Origin of the sequence: Bacillus sp. 179-C3.3 HS (assembly GCF_047229225.1) — a bacterium.
Taxonomy (GTDB): domain Bacteria; phylum Bacillota; class Bacilli; order Bacillales; family Bacillaceae; genus Bacillus.
This window is the reverse complement of the sequence record NZ_JBFEFT010000002.1, coordinates 1-19,807: the sequence shown is the minus strand read 5'-3', so window position 1 is coordinate 19,807 and position 19,807 is coordinate 1. Positions and strand designations below refer to the sequence as shown.

At 42.0% G+C, this 19,807-nt stretch carries 23 protein-coding genes and 1 other annotated feature; all 23 genes read left to right on the top strand.

Translation table 11 applies throughout. The features are described 5' to 3' along the window. Positions 1-183 precede the first annotated feature (183 nt). Positions 184-1,428 (top strand): NAD(P)H-dependent oxidoreductase, encoded by a 1,245-nt coding sequence (locus AB1K80_RS01785; RefSeq protein ID WP_412854911.1) that lies wholly within the window; start codon positions 184-186, stop codon positions 1,426-1,428. Positions 1,429-1,440: 12 nt separating this feature from the next. Next, a complete protein-coding gene (locus AB1K80_RS01780; protein WP_412854910.1) occupies positions 1,441-1,872 on the top strand; it encodes a transcriptional regulator GutM in 432 nt (143 codons plus the stop codon). 18 nt (positions 1,873-1,890) lie between these two features. Further along, positions 1,891-2,418 carry a PTS glucitol/sorbitol transporter subunit IIC gene (locus AB1K80_RS01775; protein ID WP_412854909.1) on the top strand — a complete coding sequence of 176 codons (528 nt, stop codon included), beginning with the start codon at positions 1,891-1,893 and terminating at the stop codon, positions 2,416-2,418. Positions 2,419-2,434: 16 nt separating this feature from the next. Next, positions 2,435-3,445 (top strand): PTS glucitol/sorbitol transporter subunit IIB, encoded by a 1,011-nt coding sequence (locus AB1K80_RS01770; protein WP_412854908.1) that lies wholly within the window; start codon positions 2,435-2,437, stop codon positions 3,443-3,445. 22 nt (positions 3,446-3,467) lie between these two features. Next, complete coding sequence (locus tag AB1K80_RS01765; RefSeq protein WP_412854907.1) at positions 3,468-3,824, top strand: PTS glucitol/sorbitol transporter subunit IIA; 357 nt, start codon at positions 3,468-3,470, stop codon at positions 3,822-3,824. A 126-nt stretch (positions 3,825-3,950) separates the two neighbouring features. Beyond that, complete coding sequence (locus AB1K80_RS01760) at positions 3,951-4,727, top strand: ABC transporter ATP-binding protein (protein WP_412854906.1); 777 nt, start codon at positions 3,951-3,953, stop codon at positions 4,725-4,727. A 79-nt stretch (positions 4,728-4,806) separates the two neighbouring features. Next, positions 4,807-5,043 carry a YlmC/YmxH family sporulation protein gene (locus AB1K80_RS01755; RefSeq protein WP_412854905.1) on the top strand — a complete coding sequence of 79 codons (237 nt, stop codon included), beginning with the start codon at positions 4,807-4,809 and terminating at the stop codon, positions 5,041-5,043. Between the two features lie 185 nt (positions 5,044-5,228). Continuing rightward, complete coding sequence (gene pgeF, locus AB1K80_RS01750) at positions 5,229-6,095, top strand: peptidoglycan editing factor PgeF (RefSeq protein WP_412854904.1); 867 nt, start codon at positions 5,229-5,231, stop codon at positions 6,093-6,095. 6 nt (positions 6,096-6,101) lie between these two features. Then, positions 6,102-6,791: a YggS family pyridoxal phosphate-dependent enzyme gene (locus tag AB1K80_RS01745; RefSeq protein WP_412854903.1), complete on the top strand. Its 690-nt coding sequence runs from the start codon at positions 6,102-6,104 to the stop codon at positions 6,789-6,791. Position 6,792: 1 nt separating this feature from the next. Next, complete coding sequence (gene sepF, locus AB1K80_RS01740) at positions 6,793-7,251, top strand: cell division protein SepF (protein WP_412854902.1); 459 nt, start codon at positions 6,793-6,795, stop codon at positions 7,249-7,251. 6 nt (positions 7,252-7,257) lie between these two features. Beyond that, entirely contained in the window at positions 7,258-7,539 is a 282-nt protein-coding gene (locus AB1K80_RS01735) for a YggT family protein (RefSeq protein ID WP_412854901.1), read from the top strand. Positions 7,540-7,593: 54 nt separating this feature from the next. Beyond that, positions 7,594-8,370 (top strand): RNA-binding protein, encoded by a 777-nt coding sequence (locus tag AB1K80_RS01730; RefSeq protein WP_412854900.1) that lies wholly within the window; start codon positions 7,594-7,596, stop codon positions 8,368-8,370. Between the two features lie 26 nt (positions 8,371-8,396). After that, entirely contained in the window at positions 8,397-8,891 is a 495-nt protein-coding gene (locus AB1K80_RS01725; protein WP_003211323.1) for a DivIVA domain-containing protein, read from the top strand. 59 nt (positions 8,892-8,950) lie between these two features. Then, positions 8,951-9,188 (top strand) — a binding site (T-box leader). A gap of 58 nt (positions 9,189-9,246) precedes the next feature. After that, positions 9,247-12,012 carry an isoleucine--tRNA ligase gene (gene ileS / locus AB1K80_RS01720; RefSeq protein ID WP_412854899.1) on the top strand — a complete coding sequence of 922 codons (2,766 nt, stop codon included), beginning with the start codon at positions 9,247-9,249 and terminating at the stop codon, positions 12,010-12,012. A 159-nt stretch (positions 12,013-12,171) separates the two neighbouring features. Beyond that, positions 12,172-12,546 (top strand): TraR/DksA family transcriptional regulator, encoded by a 375-nt coding sequence (locus AB1K80_RS01715; protein WP_412854898.1) that lies wholly within the window; start codon positions 12,172-12,174, stop codon positions 12,544-12,546. A gap of 94 nt (positions 12,547-12,640) precedes the next feature. Beyond that, positions 12,641-13,108, top strand: a complete 468-nt coding sequence (gene lspA / locus AB1K80_RS01710) for a signal peptidase II (RefSeq protein ID WP_412854897.1) — start codon at positions 12,641-12,643, stop codon at positions 13,106-13,108. Next, complete coding sequence (locus AB1K80_RS01705; RefSeq protein ID WP_412854896.1) at positions 13,105-14,019, top strand: RluA family pseudouridine synthase; 915 nt, start codon at positions 13,105-13,107, stop codon at positions 14,017-14,019. The genes lspA and AB1K80_RS01705 overlap by 4 nt, the downstream gene beginning before the upstream one ends. A 169-nt stretch (positions 14,020-14,188) precedes the next feature. Then, a complete protein-coding gene (gene pyrR / locus AB1K80_RS01700) occupies positions 14,189-14,731 on the top strand; it encodes a bifunctional pyr operon transcriptional regulator/uracil phosphoribosyltransferase PyrR (RefSeq protein ID WP_412854895.1) in 543 nt (180 codons plus the stop codon). Positions 14,732-14,882: 151 nt separating this feature from the next. After that, positions 14,883-16,211, top strand: a complete 1,329-nt coding sequence (locus AB1K80_RS01695; RefSeq protein WP_412854894.1) for a solute carrier family 23 protein — start codon at positions 14,883-14,885, stop codon at positions 16,209-16,211. 131 nt (positions 16,212-16,342) lie between these two features. Beyond that, entirely contained in the window at positions 16,343-17,266 is a 924-nt protein-coding gene (locus tag AB1K80_RS01690) for an aspartate carbamoyltransferase catalytic subunit (RefSeq protein WP_412854893.1), read from the top strand. Next, a complete protein-coding gene (locus AB1K80_RS01685) occupies positions 17,250-18,536 on the top strand; it encodes a dihydroorotase (RefSeq protein ID WP_412854892.1) in 1,287 nt (428 codons plus the stop codon). The genes AB1K80_RS01690 and AB1K80_RS01685 overlap by 17 nt, the downstream gene beginning before the upstream one ends. Beyond that, on the top strand, positions 18,533-19,627 hold the full coding sequence (locus AB1K80_RS01680; protein WP_412854891.1) for a carbamoyl phosphate synthase small subunit: 1,095 nt from the start codon (positions 18,533-18,535) through the stop codon (positions 19,625-19,627). Before AB1K80_RS01685 ends, AB1K80_RS01680 begins: the two co-directional genes overlap by 4 nt. Beyond that, the coding region (locus AB1K80_RS01675) for a hypothetical protein (RefSeq protein ID WP_412854890.1) at positions 19,612-19,807 on the top strand (196 nt) is incomplete at its 3' end. The genes AB1K80_RS01680 and AB1K80_RS01675, both read left to right, overlap by 16 nt.

Genomic DNA, 19,807 nt, shown 5'->3' with positions numbered 1-19,807 from the left:
TTATCGATTTTAGCTTGACACAAAGTTGACACATCATATAAACTAGGTCATAACAAATGATAAAACAAATAACAAATGTTACGAAATACAGATTTTTGTTAATTTTTATAACATTTGTTAATATTTTCAGATTTTTTTCTAGCAATCTAGTATGACAAAAGAAAAACGGAGAGGATGATTTCGATGTCAATTTATCAACAATTGTTAGTGCGAGAGCGGAGCGGGGAACCCATCAAGGTAGGAATAATTGGTGCAGGGCAAATGGGATTTGGACTCATTTCACAAATCTCTAATATTCCTGGCATGATTGTCGCTGGTGTTTGTGATATTCATCTTGATGCCGCTGAAAGAGCAGCGAACTTTTACAAACAACATACGAAGCCTCATCCAATGGTGGTTACAAATGATTATAGAGAAGTCATCCAATCAGATCACGTTGAAGTAGTGGTAGATGCAACTGGCGTACCAGAAGTTGGCGCAAACATTTCTTTGGAAGCGCTTAACTCAAAAAAACATCTCGTTCTTTTAAATGTAGAAGTCGATATTACCATCGGATTAGTGATGCACAAATTATTTACAAATGCAGGGCTCGTTTACTCTGGATCAGCCGGAGACGAACCAGCCGCAACACTCGAATTATATGAATTTGCCAAAACGATGGGACTTGAAGTGTTGGTAGCAGGGAAAGGGAAGAACAACCCATTTTTCCCAGAAGCAAATCCAGATACATGTAAAGCAGAAGCAGATCAAAAACAAATGAGTGCACATATGCTGGCGGCGTTTCAGGATGGCACAAAAACAATGGCTGAAATGAACTTATTAAGTAATGCGACAGGTCTTTTGCCGGATAAAGTTGGCATGCACGGTGTAGCCGCGAATTTAGATAATGTAGCTGATCTATTAAATCAAAAACAAAATGGTGGTGTGCTTGATCAATTCGGTGTGGTGGAATATGTCAATGGACTTGCCCCAGGTGTGTTCGTCATCGTCAAAAGTGACTTAATGCCAGTCGATGAAGAACTTCGGTATTTAAAAGTGGGAAAAGGTCCTCACTACACGCTTTACCGTCCATTCCACTTAGCAAGTCTTGAAACACCAGTAACCATTGCCAAAGCGGTCTTACAGCATGATTCATCCATTCACCCGATCGGTGTACCGGTTTCAGAAACAGTAGCTGTGGCGAAAAGAGACATCAAAGCAGGAGAGACCCTTGATGGCATTGGGGGATACTCTGTGAGAGGGGTCCTTGAAACACATCAAGACATGAAAACGAACGGTCACATTCCAATTGGTTTAATTAGCGGAAAAGTTGTAGCGAAAAAAGACATCACATTAGGACAATTCCTATCTCATGATGATGTGGAACTAGATTCAAACACAACGGTGTGGAAATTGCGCTCATTACAAGAGCATCTATTTCAATCATAAGGATGTGTGGGTATGGAGAAATTAGCAATTGTACTTTGTATCATTCTGATTGTGCAATACGGCTTATCCTTTATTCAAATCAAGTACTACCGTAAAAGCATGGATTCATTGATTGATGACTATAAAGGCAAGCAAGGCTATCATTTATTTTCAGGAATGGAGCGGCGCAAATTTGGACCAGGGGCCATTGCGCTCATCATTGTGGATGAATCGTATATTATTCAAAAATGTCATGTACTTGGCGGAATATCCATGTTGTCCAAATTCAAAGACCTATCTTCATATGAAGGCAAGCATGTAGGGACTGTACTCGATGAGCACCATTTGATGAAGCAAACATGGAAAAAGCGCAAAAAAGGTCCTGCTGTCTTGCGAGCGATTTCAATGGCAGCAGAGCAGGCGCTGGTCTCCATCTCGAAAAACAAAATAACAAATGTGAACTAAAGAAAGGGGAGATGAAACATGGAATGGATTCAATGGTTTGGAGAGCATTTTATCGGAATGTTTGAAGCCGGTGGGAAGCAGTTTATGGGTCTTATGACAGGTATCGTTCCAACTCTGATTGTGTTACTTACTTTCACCTATGCGGTCATGAAGTTTATTGGGGAAGAGCGCGTGAATCGAGCGATCCAATTTGCAGCAAAATATACCCTTTTACGCTATACGTTAATGCCAATCTTATCAATCTTGATTTTGACAAACCCAATGGCTTACACGTTTGGTCGCTTCTTACCTGAAAAGCAGAAACCAGCATTCTATGATTCAGCTGTTTCATTTGTTCATCCGGTCACATCATTGTTTCCATATGCGAATGCGGGCGAATTGTTTGTCTACATCGGCATCGCAAACGGGATTAAAGAAGCTGGCTATTCGATGTCAGAGCTAGCGGTTCGCTACTTTTTAGTCGGGATTGTGATTATATTGCTACGTGGGATCATCACAGAATGGATTACAAAGTACTTAGCTGCAAAAATGAAAGCGAATTCATAACGAGGGAGGGGTACACATGACAAACCACAAAGTATTTGTTGCTAAAGGTGCTGGCGGATGGGGAATAGGCTTGGAGATTGAACCAACTGGTAAAAAGCGTAAGGTCGTTTCCATCACTGGGGGAGGCATTCACCCAGTGGCTCGTAAAATTGCAGAAATGACAGGGACAGAAGCATGTGACGGTTTTAAGAATTCTATACCAGAAGATGAAATGATGTGTGTTGTCATTGACTGTGGAGGAACTGCACGAATTGGACTTTACCCGATGAAGCGTATTCCAACCGTAGATGTGTTGGCATCCTCTCCTTCTGGACCGCTTGCAAAACATATTACTGAAGATATCTTTGTTTCAGGTGTGACGGAAAAAGAGGTAACCTTCGCAAACGCAACGGATGATGAGGGGAACATAGGGGATCAAGACAGCAGTGAGTCGATCGACAAAGAGAATTTCAAAGAAACGTATTCAAAGCTCAAACAGGAAAATCTCGAGCGTCAGGAAAAAGGGAGTTTCTTGATGAGGTTCTCAAGAGGTATCGGAAAAGTAACCGGTACGTTCTATCAAGCGGGTCGTGATTCTGTTGAGATGCTTTTGAAAAACATCATTCCATTTATGGCATTTGTCAGTATGTTAATTGGCATTATCAATTATACAAAGATTGGCGATTTCATCGCCCAGTTCTTATCACCTCTAGCAGGATCTATTTGGGGGCTATTGCTACTCGTTGTGGTTTGTACATTACCGTTCTTATCACCTGTGTTAGGACCAGGAGCAGTCATTGCCCAAGTTATCGGTGTTCTCATTGGGAGTCAAATTGCACTCGGTCATATTCCACCACAATTTGCCCTACCTGCCTTATTTGCGATCAACGGTCAAGTCGGATGTGACTTTATTCCTGTTGGGCTATCACTAGGAGAAGCGAAACCGGAAACCGTACAATACGGGGTACCAGCTGTTTTGTATAGCCGTTTGATTACAGGGGTTCTTTCTGTAGTGATCGCGTACGTGGCAAGCTTCGGAATGTATTAATTCTAAGGAGGAATGAAGAAATATGGTGACACAAACGATTGTAAAAGAAATTGGGATATTAGTCCCGCAATTTAAAGAAGATCAGTTGATTGTTTTATTCGGACCAGCTGCACCGCAGGAATTAAGGGATATGTCTGTCATTCATGAGTTTGAACATGTAGAAGAAGAACCACTGAAACTGGGCGGAACGATTCGAGTGGGAGATCAAACGTACACCATTACAGCACTCGGCAATAAAGCAAACGACAACTTTAAAGAACTTGGTCACATTTCGATTTACTTCAGGGAACCGTTTGATGACGTATTACCAGGAGCTGTTTTTGCCTCTCCGCACACGTTTCCTGACATAGAAGAAGGCGTCCGTATTGAAATTTCATAATAATAGAAAAGCTGTTCCTAAAAAGGAGCAGTTTTTTTTCGTGGAGTTTACCGAAGGAAGTATGTGCGATATGCTGTAAACGTTATTATTTGTATATTCAAAATCTTTGATCAGGGGGAAAGCATTGTGTCACTTGACTTAAAGGATGTTTCATTAAAACGCAATGGGAATTGGTTACTTCGTCATATCAATTGGCAGGTGAATCAGCAGGAACACTGGGTACTGTATGGGTTAAATGGTGCTGGGAAAACCGCTTTATTAAATATGCTGTGCTCGTACTATTTTCCAACGTCGGGTGAGATGACCGTATTAGGACATGTTTTTGGCAAGGGCGTTCTTGGCGAAACGCTTAGGAAGAAAATTGGACTCATTTCAGCAGGCCTCGAAAAGAAACTGCACAGAGAAGATCATGCATTTGAAATTGTACTTAGCGGTGCGTTTGCTTCCATCGGACTTTATGAAACTCCGACAGATGATATGAGAGAAAAAGCAATTGACCTATTAAAAGCATTCGGGTTATTTCAATATGCGAACCGCACATATGATACCCTCTCACAAGGAGAGAAACAAAAAGTGCTGATCGCAAGGGCTTTAATGAATGAACCGGAGCTTTTGATCTTGGATGAACCTGTGACGGGCCTAGATTTTTTAGCGAGAGAACAGGTGCTAGAGACCATCTCGATGATTGCATCAAAGCCTGATACGCCAACTCTGCTTTATACGACGCACCATGCTGAAGAAATTCTGCCAATTTTTCAGCATACCTTATTATTAAAAGAAGGGGAGGTTTTCTTAAAAGGGAAAACAAAGCAGATGATGACAAGTAGCACGCTGTCTTCTTTCTTTGGTTGTTCGGTGGAAGTCATGTGGAGGAATGGACGTCCTCATTTAAGTAAATTATAGATAAGAGAAACTAATGGTATGTGTCCCTGCTTTTCCAACATACACATTATAGTAGAAAACGAAAGGCGGGGAAGGAAAGATGATGAGTATCTCTGAATTTCAAATCAAGGATGTTGTCGATGTATCCAGCGGTAAAAAACTAGGTACAATTGGAGACATTGATATTAATGTGACGAGTGGTAAAATTCAAGCCATTATTATTGGTGGTACAGGTAAAATGATGGGTTTTTTCGGTAAAGAGGAGGAAATGGTCGTCCCGTGGCGAAATATAGTCAAAATTGGCGAAGATGTGATTCTTGTCCGATTGTCTACATAACAACAATTCCTCTATCAAATTTCTCCAATCTTAGCAAACGATGTCTTTTTTGGTTAAAAAGATTACGTTTTCATATCAATTTTCAAAAAAACCTGTAGAAAGGGCACATTTGAGTGTATTATTTAATGAATCCCACTAACTGTCTATGTATGTCTTGTGGTAAAATAGGAGCGATATAAAGAGAGATGAGTGAAAGGTGGGAGGCAGCTTTGACACACATATATGACCCCTTTCAGCAGAAAGCGCCTTATGCAATGGCGATTCATGATTGGACGAACATGACATGTTCAGGTCGTCAAAAGGTTTTGGCCGGTTTCACGACAAAAAATGGCGGATGTAGCCTTGATTCATATCAATCACTGAATACTGGACTCCATGTAGGAGATGACGCTTCACATGTGAACAGGAATCGTCAAGTCATAGCAGAAGAATCTGCTGTACCACTCTCTGAATGGGTGTTTGCTGACCAAACACATGAGGATCACATCATAAAAGTGACCAAAGAGCACAAAGGAAAAGGGAGTCGTCATTATCATGATGCCTTACCTGGAACTGATGGTTTATATACGTCAGAGCCTAATATCATGCTCGCTCTTTGTTTCGCTGACTGCGTTCCGCTTTATTTCCTCGCGCCTCAAGCTGGACTAATTGGAACAGCTCATGCTGGCTGGAAAGGAACTGTCAAGCAAATTGGTGCAAAAATGGTGGACATTTGGCGTAGTGAAGAAGGTGTGGCAATCGATCAAATACAGGTCGTCATTGGACCGTCGATTGGCAGCTGTTGCTACGTAGTCGATGATGTTGTCGTGGATCAAGTGAAGAAGCTTCCTTGTCCAACAGAGGAAGTGTATTCCGAGATATCATCAGGACAATACAACATGGATTTAAACACATTAAACAAAAACATATTGCTTCACGCTGGGGTGAAAGAGGAAAACATACAAGTGAGTTCGCTGTGCACAAGCTGTCATGATGATCTTTTCTTCTCTCATCGGCGTGATCGTGGAAAAACAGGACGTATGATGTCTTTTGTCGGGTTTAAGGAGGCATAATGACAATTGAATGTTCGAGAGAATCTTAGACGAATAAATGAACAAATAAACGAAGCATGTAACAGAGCAGGAAGAAACCGTGAAGATGTATCAATCGTTGCGGTGACAAAATATGTCTCGATCGACCGTGCAATCGAAGCGAAAGAAGCAGGTATTACCCATTTTGGTGAAAATCGTGACAATGGGCTACTTGAAAAACAGGCTGTGATGACCGATGAAAACATTAGCTGGCACTTCATCGGTAGTTTACAGACGAGAAAAGTGAAGTCTGTCATCAAGTCAATTGATTTCTTACATTCACTTGATAGAATGTCTCTAGCGAAGGAAATTGAGAAACGAGCGGATCATACGGTTCGCTGTTTTGTTCAAGTGAACACATCGCTTGAGGAATCAAAACATGGTTTAAAGAGCGAAGAGGTCATACCATTTGTTCAACAGCTTGCCGATTTCACACACATCGAAATCGCTGGACTGATGACAATGGCCCCATATACAGATGATCAAACGGTGATTCGCCAATGCTTTAAAACATTAAAAAATCTTCAAGAAGAGATCAAACAACTTCACCAAGTAAATGCACCTTGTCAGCATTTATCGATGGGCATGTCAAACGATTTTGAAATTGCAATTGAAGAAGGCGCGACATTTGTTCGGATTGGCTCTTCACTTGTTGGAAATGAAACAGGAGGTGCGTGACATGAGCATTAAAAATAAGTTTAAAAGCTTTTTTACACTCGACGATGAAGAGTATGAATACGAATATATTGATGAAGAAAAAGAACCTGTCCAAGAAGAAAAGGCGACAAAAGAAAAAGCAGCATTTCAAGAGCGCCCACAAGCAGGAAAGCAAAACGTGGTCAGCTTGCAAAGCGTGCAGAAATCCTCTAAAGTGGTCTTAAGTGAGCCGCGTGTTTATGCAGAAGCACAGGAGATTGCAGACCATATTAAAAACAGACGTGCAGTTGTCGTTAATTTGCAGCGCATTCAACATGATCAAGCAAAACGAATTATCGATTTCTTAAGCGGGACTGTTTATGCAATCGGTGGAGATATTCAACGGATTGGCTCGAATATATTTCTTTGCACACCTGATAACGTCGATGTATCTGGCACCATATCAGAGCTGATGGCAGAGGAAGAACCTCAGAGGTGGTAAAGTAAAGTGATTCTATACTACATTTTAGATATATTAGAAACAGTTTTAACGATTTACTCATTCGCGCTCATTATTTACATTTTTATGTCTTGGGTACCATCAGCTAGAGAAACATCCATTGGCCGCTTTTTGACGTCGATATGTGAACCCTATTTAGAACCATTCCGTCGAATGATCCCGCCAATCGGCATGATTGACATTTCACCGATCGTGGCAATTCTCGTGCTGAATTTTGCTAAAAATTTCGGGATAACGGGGCTTTCTCAAATGCTTGCCCGTTTCATGTAGACAGAATCCCGGGCTTGGTCTCTGCCAAGCTCTTTTACATAAAAGGGGAACAAAATGAGCGATATTTATCAACATTTTAGAAAAGACGAACAACCATTTGTTGATCAAGTGTTAGGTTGGAAGAAAATCGCACTCGATCAATACCGGTTGAAATTAACAGACTTTCTAGATCCGCGTGAGCAGTTTATTACCCAATCTGTGATCCAACATTCAGATGAGCTTGGGATCATGTTTTTTGGTGGGTATGATGAGGCTGAGCGCAAAAGGGCTATGATCTATCCAGATTATTTGGCACCGTCCTTTGAGGATTTTGAGCTCACTTATTTTCAGGTTAACTATGCGAAAAAGTTTATTTCCATAGAACACCCGAAGCTTCTCGGATCACTCATCGGAACTGGATTGAAACGTCAAAAATTCGGGGATCTCATATTTTCTGAGGAATGTGTACAATTTATTTGTACAAGCGATGTTGCCGATTTTGTTCGAGCGCAGCTGACACATGTAGGCAGAGCGGCAGTCTCTTTGGAAGAAATCCGCCAGACGGATATCAAACCTGTCATCAGCGAGACGAGCATCAAGGAAGATACGATTTCCTCTTTGAGGCTAGACGCTGTTTGTGCTGCTGTTAGCCGGCAGTCGCGGCAAAAGGCGCAGCTTTTGGTCAAAAATGGTCTTGTGAAAGTCAACTGGAAAGTCACTGAAGATCCTTCCTTTACGATTGAAGAAGGTGATCAGCTCTCAGTTCGAGGTTTTGGTCGCTTTTGTTTAAAAACGATTGATGGGAAGACAAAGAAAGATAAATTTAAAGTAACATTTGAGCTTCTGACATAACGAACTTGAATCTGGAGGTGGCGAGGTTGCCATTAACACCTAATGATATTCATAATAAAACGTTCACAAAAAGTTTTCGTGGCTATGACGAAGACGAAGTAAACGAGTTTCTAAGCCAAGTACGTAAAGATTACGAAATTGTACTTCGCAAAAAGAATGAGCTTGAAGAGAAAGTAAACGAGCTAGATGAGCGACTTGGTCATTTTGCGACGATCGAAGAAACTTTGAACAAATCTATTCTTGTGGCGCAGGAAGCAGCTGAAGACGTGAAACGTCATTCAGATAAAGAAGCGAAATTAATTATTCGTGAAGCGGAGAAAAACGCAGACCGTATTATCAACGAAGCGCTATCAAAATCAAGAAAGATTGCGATGGAAATTGAAGAATTGAAGAAACAATCGAAAGTTTTCAGAACACGATTCCAAATGCTGATCGAAGCCCAGCTTGATCTTCTGAAAAATGATGACTGGGATCATTTACTAGAATATGAAGTTGACGCTGTCTTTGACGAAAAAGAATAAGCGCATCATCTTGACATGACATGCACAAGTTGCATATAATACCATCATAAATTAACAAGAGACAAACGTTCGAAAGGGACACTCGCAGTTGTATGATACGTAATCAAGCGAATCAGGGATGGTGGAAGCCTGACATTACGAAACACTGCAATGAGATCACCCCTTTAGTTCCTTTTCTGAAACCAATCAGTAAGAAAAGGCGTCTAATCACGTTACGATTTTAAGGTGGATAAGCGATTATTTTATATCGTTTGTCTAAAAGGGTGGTACCGCGAGATAAGCCTTCTCGTCCCTTATGGGATGAGAGGGCTTTTTTTATTGTTTTTTAAAAGAATTTGCATGTGGAGGAATGGGTATGAACTACAAAGACACCTTATTAATGCCGAAAACAGAATTTCCAATGAGAGGGAATTTACCAAACAAAGAGCCTGAAATTCAAGAGAATTGGGAAGAAAAAGACATCTATCAAATGGTGTTAGAGCGGACAAAAGGACGTCCGACCTTTATTTTGCATGATGGACCTCCATATGCGAATGGTGATATCCATATGGGACACGCACTCAATAAAATCTTAAAAGATTTTATCGTCCGTTTTAAGTCAATGAGTGGCTTCCATGCACCGTATGTACCGGGCTGGGATACACACGGCTTACCAATTGAAACAGCCCTTACGAAAAATAAAAAAGTCAAAAGAAAAGAAATGTCGACAGCTGAATTCCGTAAACTTTGCGAAGAGTATGCGTGGAAACAAATCGAAGGTCAGCGTAATCAGTTTAAACGACTAGGTGTAAGAGCAGACTGGGATAATCCATATGTGACATTAAAGCCTGAATACGAAGCACAGCAAATCCTTGTATTCGGTGAAATGGCGAAGAGAGGCTATATTTACAAAGGACTTAAGCCGGTTAACTGGTCGCCATCAAGTGAATCAGCTCTAGCTGAAGCGGAAATTGAGTATAAAGATAAGCGCTCACCATCTATTTATGTTGCTTTTAAAGTGAAAGATGGAAAAGGCGTACTTGAAAATGAAGAGCAATTCATCATCTGGACAACAACACCTTGGACGATTCCTGCAAACCTTGGCATTTGTGTTCATCCAAACCTTGAGTACTCTGTCCTGAAAGTTGGAGAAAATCGATATGTCGTCGCATCCGATCTTGTTGAACAAGTGGCGAAAACAGTAGGTTTCGAAGAGTATGAAGTCGTGAAGACGGTAAAAGGACAAGACTTAGAAAACATCGTAGCAGCGCATCCACTGTACGATCGAGATTCACTGATCATGCTTGGTGATCATGTGACAACAGATGCTGGTACAGGATGTGTACACACAGCGCCAGGTCACGGGGAAGATGACTTTATTGTCAGCATGAAATACGGGTTGGATGTCCTTTGTCCTGTAGATGAAAAAGGTGTGATGACAGAAGAAGCACCTGGATTTGAAGGACTATTCTATGATGATGCGAATAAAGCGATCACAGAACAGCTAGAAGCAAAAGGTGCACTGAAAAAGCTCGACTTTATTACACACTCGTATCCACATGATTGGAGAACGAAAAAGCCAACCATTTATCGTGCGACAGCTCAGTGGTTTGCCTCTATTAAAGACTTTAGAGAAGCATTATTAGATAATATTAAAGAAACAAAATGGGTTCCAGCATGGGGTGAAACACGCCTGTTTAACATGGTGCGTGACAGAGGTGACTGGTGTATTTCAAGACAGCGTGTGTGGGGTGTACCAATTCCGGTGTTCTATGCGGAAAATGGTGAGCCGATTATCACAGATGAAACCATTCAGCACGTCTCTCAATTGTTTAGAAAACACGGTTCGAATATTTGGTTCGAAAAAGAAGCAAAAGAATTATTGCCAGAAGGCTTTACGCATCCAGGAAGCCCAAATGGCGAATTTACAAAAGAGCAAGATATTATGGATGTTTGGTTTGATTCAGGTTCTTCCCACCAAGCCGTTTTAGAAGAAAGAGAAGACCTTGTCCGTCCAGCAGACCTTTATCTTGAAGGATCTGACCAATATCGTGGTTGGTTTAACTCTTCCTTATCAACAGCGGTTGCTGTTACTGGCAAAGCGCCATATAAAGGTGTGCTAAGTCACGGCTTTACGCTTGATAAAGAAGGCCGAAAAATGAGTAAGTCTTTAGGGAATACGATTGACCCAACGAAGGTAGCTAAACAATTAGGTGCTGAAATTCTCAGACTATGGGTTTCTTCAGTCAATTACCAAGCGGATCACCCAGTGTCTGATGATATTTTGAAACAAGTAGCAGAAGTATATCGAAAAATTCGTAACACATTCCGCTTCTTGCATGGTAACTTGTTTGATTTTGACCCAGCAGTAAATGCAGTGCCAGTTGAGGAGCTTCGTGAAGTTGATCAGTATATCTTAATTAAGCTGAACAAACTGATTGATAAAGTGAAAAAAGCTTATGACGAATATGAATTTGCTGTCGTTTACCATGCGATTCATAATTTCTGTACGATTGAACTCAGCTCATTCTATCTTGATTTTGCAAAAGATGTTGTATACATCGAGCATGCAGATCATCCAGATCGCCGTAGCATGCAGACGGTCTTCTACGAAACATTAATGGCGTTAGTAAAACTGACTGCCCCAATTCTTCCGCATACAGCAGATGAATTATGGAGCCACTTAACTTTTGTAGAAGAGCCAAGTGTTCAGTTAACAGATATGCCAGAAGGAGTTTCTGTTCCTCAAGCAGAAGCAACAGAGGCAAAATTTGACCGCTTCATGGAAGTGCGCGATGATGTTCTAAAAGCACTAGAAATTGCGCGTAATGAAAAAGTCATCGGGCGTTCGCTTGAAGCAGATGTCACCCTTTATGCGACAGATGAAGTGAAAGACCTTCTCTCATCCATTAAAGAAGATGTGAAGCAACTCTTTATCATCTCAGAATTCACTGTAGAAGATCAAAAGAATGCAGATGCATCTGCGCCTGAATACACTTCAGGACGTATTGTGGTTCAAAAAGCAGAAGGAGAACTGTGTGAACGTTCTCGCATTATTTCAAAAGACGTCGGTGCAAATCCGAAATACCCAACATTGTCGCTTAAAAATGCTGAAATCGTGGAGAAATATTACCAAAATTAACGCTGCGACATCACCAATAAGCGCCCTGCATATTGCGGGGCGCTTTTCTATGTTCGAAAATGACAGCGTTTAGAACGAAAGGAAAAATCTTATGGCTTTAAAGTCAACTGGAGAGGCAACAATATGATTATCACGACAGGGTAGGAGTTGAGAAGCGACATGAATGGCGATCTACAGACGATTTACATGGAACTCCTTCAAATGAAAGAAGAGCTGCAATCTAAACTGTTCGAATATGCATCATTTCGTTCACCCGCTGAACATGTCAACATGAATCCAACCAAAACGACCACACTCCTATATCATATAAAAGAAGAACTGCAAGATGTGTCCCTAGCCCTTGCCAAAATGGAGCAAGGAACGTATGGCATATGTGAGACAACAGGTCATCCAATCCCGCTCGCGCAAATGAGTATACTCCCTACAGCCCGCACGACAGACGACTTTATCTTCCATAAGCAGTACGAGAAAAAAACATTCACACCTTATCCGCATGAACCACATGACGCTCATTTTGAAACCTTCCACATGTAGGGAGGTTTTTATGTGTCAACTAAAGTTTCTTTACTCCTACCTGTTTTCTTGATAAAATGCTTAAAGACCAAAGTATGAAGATGGAGGAACATGTGTGTTCTATTACATAATCGCATTCGTTATGATTTGTTTAGATCAATTAACAAAATGGCTTATTGTCAAAAATATGATGCTCGGAGAATCCATCCCAGTCATTGACGGATTCTTTTATATTACGTCCCATCGAAATTCAGGAGCCGCATGGGGAATACTTCAAGGACAAATGTGGTTTTTCTATGTCGTCACACTGATCGTCATTGCGGGGATTATTTATTATTTGCAGAAACACGGAAAAAGCGACAAATTGCTTGGAGTGGCGCTAGCTTTAATGCTAGGTGGAGCGATTGGAAACTTTATCGACCGTATTTTCCGTCAAGAGGTCGTAGATTTTGCCCATTTCGTATTTGGGGATTATCACTATCCAATCTTTAACATTGCAGATTCCGCTCTATGTGTAGGGGTCATTCTGCTCTTCATTCAAATGCTGTTAGATGGAAAGAAAAATAAGGAGTCAACTACATGAATCAAATAAACATTGCCGTTTCAGAAGAACAAACGAGTGAACGGCTTGATAAATTTTTAAGCACAACCGAACCCGAATGGTCAAGAACCCAAGTCCAACAATGGGTAAAAGATGGACAGATCGAAGTGAACGGGAAACAAGTCAAAGCAAACTACAAAGTTCAAGCCGGAGATCAAATCAAAGTGGAGATTCCAGATCCAGAAGCATTGGATGTAGAAGCGGAAGCGATGGATTTGGATATTTATTATGAGGATGAAGATGTGCTTGTGGTGAATAAACCACGAGGAATGGTCGTTCATCCAGCCCCAGGTCATGTGTCTGGAACGCTTGTTAATGGTCTAATGGCACATTGTACGGACCTATCAGGCATTAATGGCGTCATGCGACCAGGAATTGTCCACCGCATTGATAAAGATACGTCAGGGCTGTTAATGGTTGCTAAAAATGATTTGGCGCATGAATCACTTGTGAATCAATTGGTGGCCAAGACGGTGACGAGAAAATATATCGCGGTTGTCCACGGCATCATTCAGCATGATACAGGAACGATTGATGCGCCGATTGGCCGTGACAAAAAAGACCGTCAAAGCATGACAGTCACAAAAGAAAATGCGAAGCAAGCGGTCACGCACTTTGACGTCATTGAGCGCTTTACAGATTTTAGCCTTGTAGAGTGCCGTCTAGAAACTGGACGAACGCATCAAATCCGTGTCCATATGAAATATATTGGCTTTCCACTTGCAGGAGATCCGAAATACGGTCCGAGAAAAACGGTTGATTTCAATGGCCAATTGCTGCATGCCGGCGTATTAGGATTTGATCATCCAAGAACAGGGGAATACATGGAATTCTCCGCGCCGATTCCAGACGATATGCAAGCTTTTATCGATTCATTAAGAAATAACGATTGACAGACAGTGCTTTTTTTGAAATAATGAACAAAGAAATTGAGATTCTTTAAAACAGTCCAGAGAGGCTGAGAAGGATGACGGATCAATTTGTGTATGTGTATGCACAAAGGAACGCCCCTCTCTGCCCTTTGCAGAAGGGGCTTTTTATTTGTCAAAAGAGGTGAATGAGATGGAACAAAAAGCAGTCATTCTTGACGAACAAGCGATTAGACGAGCGCTTACCCGTATCGCACATGAAATGATTGAGCGGAATAAGGGGATGAATGATGTCATCCTTGCTGGGATTAAGACAAGAGGCATTCATCTTGCCAAACGACTTGCAGAGCGCATTGAGCAAATTGAAGGGAACCCAGTCACAGTAGGGGAACTGGATATTACGCTATACCGAGATGACTTGACAAAGAAGACAGACAACCAAGACCCGCTTGTAAAGGGTGCAGACATTCCAGCTGATATCAATGACAAAACACTGATTGTCGTGGACGATGTCTTGTTTACAGGTAGAACAGTCAGAGCGGCCATGGACGCACTTGTCGATGTAGGAAGACCATCTTCCATTCAACTCGCGGTACTTGTCGATCGAGGACATAGAGAACTACCGATTCGAGCTGATTATATTGGCAAAAATATTCCGACATCAAAAGCAGAAAAAGTGATGGTTCAGGTGGTCGAAGTCGATCAAAAGGACTTAGTCGCTATATATGAAAAATAACCTTTTTAATGGCATTCCAGTGAGTTTGCAAAGAGGGCAATAACAGAGACACCGACTTACACCATTTGTGTACGGTTTTCTAGGCCTCTTTGCGTATACCCGCAAAGAGGCTTTTTTCATCAAAACATACATACATCTAGGAGGAAAAATCATGAGTCATCAAAAAGCCAATTTAGGCATTCGAGATATACCAAAACCGTTCACATGGCTTTCCCTTAGCCTTCAGCATTTGTTTGCCATGTTTGGCGCAACCATCCTTGTACCGAAAATCATTGATATGAGTCCAGCTGTTGCGCTCATCTCAAGTGGTGTAGGAACGATCGTTTATCTCATTATTACGAGAGGACAAATACCGGCGTATTTAGGGTCTTCCTTCGCTTTTATTGCGCCCATTCTGAATGTGAAAGCATCAGGCGGTCCAGGAGCCGCCATGGTAGGAGCTTTTATGGCAGGTGTCGCTTATGCACTCATCGCCTTGTTTATTAAATGGTTAGGCACAGGCTGGTTGATGAAACTTCTCCCGCCAGTTGTTGTAGGGCCAGTGATCATGGTCATTGGACTTGGGTTAGCCGGAACAGCCGTCAACATGGCGATGTACGTTGATCCAAATGCATCTGAACTGGTCTATAGCATCAAACACTTAAGTGTTGCTGGATTTACACTAGCTGTCACTATTATTAGCATGATTTTTCTAAGAGGATTCCTAAGTCTTATTCCAGTATTAATCGGCATTATAAGTGGGTATCTCTTTGCCTTAACACAAGGCATCGTTCAATTCCAACCAGTGATTGACGCAAAATGGTTTGCCGTACCAGACTTCGTCGTACCGTTTGTCGACTATACGCCTGCTGTGACATTAAGCATTCTCACTGTGATGGTACCGGTTGCCTTTGTCACCATGTCAGAGCATATTGGTCACCAAGTGGTGTTGAGTAAAGTAGTAGGTCAAGATTTTATCAAAAAACCAGGACTTCACCGCTCTATCTTAGGTGACAGTGCCGCCACCATCTTTGCTTCATTGATTGGCGGACCACCTACAACTACTTATGGTGAGAACATTGGTGTTCTTGCCATCACAAGAGTGTTTAGTATCTTTGTTATCGGTGGAGCCGCAGTGTTAGCAATCAGCTTCGGCTTTGTCGGGAAAATTTCAGCATTAATCAGTACAGTCCCTTCCGCAGTGATGGGAGGCGTTTCATTCCTCCTCTTTGGAATCATTGCCTCGAGTGGTCTGAGAATCCTGATTGATCATAAAGTCAACTTTGAGGAGAAACGTAACCTGATTATTGCTTCAGTCATCTTAGTCATCGGAATTGGTGGGGCATTCATTGAAGTGAAACAAATCAACCTCACTTTATCTGGAATGGCACTCGCTGCGATTACTGGTGTCTTGTTAAATCTCATCTTGCCACAATCGAAAGCAGAAGAAGACGAGCCAAATGAATTGAATAAAGAAAACCTTTTAAAAGAAGTCCAGTGAGGCTGACAAGGGTTCTAAATGAGCAGAATGTGCACAGGGGTGCCGCTGCTTCTTTTAGAGAACCCTAAGCTGCCAAGGCTTAGGGTTTTTTTGAACCTGAAAGTGATGAAAAACTAGAGGGGGAAGAACATATGAATCATCTATCGACAATGTTTAGTTTGTCTAAGGAAGATATTTTTCAGCTCATCGAGGAAGCGACCGCGTTAAAGCATGGCAAACAAGATCATGCCTTAACCGGAGAATTTGTGGCAAATCTCTTCTTCGAGCCAAGCACAAGAACACGCTTTAGCTTTGAGGTAGCCGAAAAAAAGCTTGGGATGAATGTGCTGAATTTAGACGCCGTCAGTACTTCTGTTCAAAAGGGAGAGACGCTCTGTGATACGGTCAAAACGCTTGAGTCCATTGGCGTCAAAGCATGTGTCATTCGGGATGGTACCGATGCATACTATGAGGATTTGATCGGTCAGGTCGGTATTCCAATTATTAATGCCGGAGATGGTTGCGGTCAGCACCCAACACAATCCTTGCTCGACTTAATGACCATATATGAAGAGTTTGGGGATTTTCAAGGCTTAACCGTGTCGATCCATGGTGATATCAAACATAGTAGAGTCGCAAGGTCGAATGCAGAAGTCCTCTCAAGGCTAGGAGCAACTGTACTTTTTTCTGGTCCAGCTGACTTCCAAGATGAACAAAACCCTCATGGGACATATGTCGAAGTAGATGAAGCCATCAAACGATCGGATGTGGTCATGCTGCTCCGAATACAGCATGAGAGACATACAGAAAAAGTAGCTAATCAAGATTATTTAGCGACCTATGGCTTAACTGTAGAACGAGCCAAAATGATGAAAGAGCGCGCGATTATTATGCATCCAGCACCAGTTAATCGAGGTGTTGAAATCGATGACTCTTTGGTGGAATCAAAGCAGTCTAGAATCTTTAAGCAAATGGAAAACGGTGTGTATATTCGAATGGCCGTCTTAAGAAGAGCTTTTCAAACAAGTAGACTACAACAAAAAGGGAGAGATTCTGTTTATGTCATATCTCATTAAAAACGGTTTTGTCTTAACTAGCACAGGCGAAAGAGTGCAGCAGGATATACGGGTAGAAGGAGAAATGATTCAAGCGATTGGTCACTTAGATAGAAAAGACGGTGAAAAGGTGATTGATGCTGCGGGGCTATTGGTCTCCCCAGGATTCATTGATTTGCACGTGCATTTAAGAGAGCCAGGCGGTGAGAAAAAAGAAACGATTGAAACAGGATCTAAAGCAGCGGCAAGAGGTGGATATACAACGATCGCAGCCATGCCAAATACACGACCAGTTCCGGATACAAAAGAGCAAATGGAATGGCTCATGAAGCGAATTGAAGAAACGTCAAGCATCAGAGTGTTGCCATATGCTGCGATTACAACAAGACAACTTGGTGAAGAGATGACAGACTTTGCAGCTTTAAAAGAAGCGGGAGCGTTCGCCTTTACGGATGATGGTGTTGGTGTGCAAACAGCTGGAATGATGTATGAAGCAATGAAAAAAGCAGCCAGTTTAAATCAAGCCATTGTGGCGCATTGTGAGGATAACTCCCTTATTTATCAAGGGTGTGTCCATGAAGGAGCGTTTTCTCAAGCAAATGGGTTAAACGGCATTCCATCAATTTGTGAATCGGTGCATATCGCACGAGATGTGCTATTAGCAGAAGCGGCAAACTGTCATTATCATGTCTGTCATATTAGTACAAAAGAATCTGTACGCGTCGTACGTGATGCCAAGAGGGCAGGGATTCGTGTCACAGCAGAAGTTTCGCCACATCACCTGCTTTTATGTGACACAGACATACCGGGTCTTGATACCAATTTCAAAATGAATCCTCCGCTAAGAGGCGCAGAAGATCGTGAGGCATTAATCGAAGGGCTGATTGATGGAACCATCGATTTCATCGCAACAGATCATGCCCCGCATACTGAAGAAGAGAAGCAAGAGACGATGCAGCGTGCACCTTTTGGAATTGTAGGACTAGAAACAGCCTTTCCGTTGCTCTACACACGCTTTGTTAAAACAGGGGAGTGGACATTAAAAGAACTCATTGATTTTATGACCATTAAACCAGCAGAAGCATTTTCTCTTCCATACGGAAAGCTAGAAACGGGTCAAGTAGCGGATATCACACTCATTGATTTAAATAAGGAAATGGCCATAGACAAAAAAACTTTCTTATCTAAAGGACAAAATACACCGTTTGACAAATTGACTGTATCAGGATGGCCGGTCATGACGCTTGCATCTGGAAACGTCGTTTATGAAGAGGGGAGACTAGTAAAATGAAGAGACGCTTAGTGCTAGAAAACGGAACAGTATTCGAAGGAACAGGTTTTGGAAGCTTGGAACCGTCAGTTGGAGAAGTTGTCTTTAATACAGGCATGACGGGCTATCAAGAAATCTTGTCTGATCCATCCTATTGCGGACAAATTGTCACACTTACATACCCGCTCATAGGCAACTATGGCATCAACCGTGATGATTTTGAATCGATCACACCGTTTGTCAAGGGGCTGATTGTGAAAGAGCTTTGTGACATGCCCTCAAACTGGCGCTCTTCCTACTCGCTCGACGAATATTTGAAAATGAAAAACATACCGGGGATTAGTGGAATTGATACACGTAAACTGACAAGAATGATTAGAAGTGCAGGAACGCTAAGAGGGGCCTTTGCGAGACCTGATGAACCAATAGACGACATTGTGAAACGCCTTCAAACACTAGACCTGCCGACGAATCAAGTGAGTCAAGTGTCTGTGAAAAATGCGTATCCAAGCCCAGGAAGAGGAAAAAGAATTGTGCTTGTGGACTTTGGCATGAAGCATGGCATTTTGCGCGAGCTTAATAAGCGTGACTGTGATGTCATCGTGGTGCCATACAACATCACAGCAGATGAAGTGCTTCAGCTAAAGCCAGACGGACTTATGCTTTCAAATGGCCCTGGAAATCCAGTTGATGTACCAGAAGCTGTTGACATGATTCAGCAATTGATTGGACAGGTACCACTCTTTGGCATCTGTCTTGGGCATCAGTTATTTGCTCTTGCGTGCGGCGCAAGCACAGAAAAAATGAAGTTTGGGCATAGAGGATCCAATCATCCAGTCAAAGAACTTGCCACAGGGAAAGTGACACTGACTTCACAAAACCATGGCTACACTGTCAGTTCCATCAACGAAGACTTACTTGAAGTGACGCATATCGCTTTAAACGACAAGACGATTGAAGGATTAAAACATAAAAAAGCACCAGCCTTCACAGTGCAGTATCACCCAGAAGCATCACCAGGTCCAGAAGATGCGAACTACTTATTTGACGAGTTCATGGAAATGATTCATACAACAGAGAAAGAAGGGGAAGAAGTATGCCAAAACGCGTAGACATCAAAAAGATTTTAGTCATCGGATCAGGTCCAATCATCATCGGTCAGGCAGCGGAGTTTGATTATGCTGGCACACAGGCTTGTTTAGCGTTAAAAGAAGAGGGCTATGAAGTGGTGCTTGTGAACTCAAACCCTGCGACGATCATGACGGATACAGAGATGGCGGACAAAGTATACA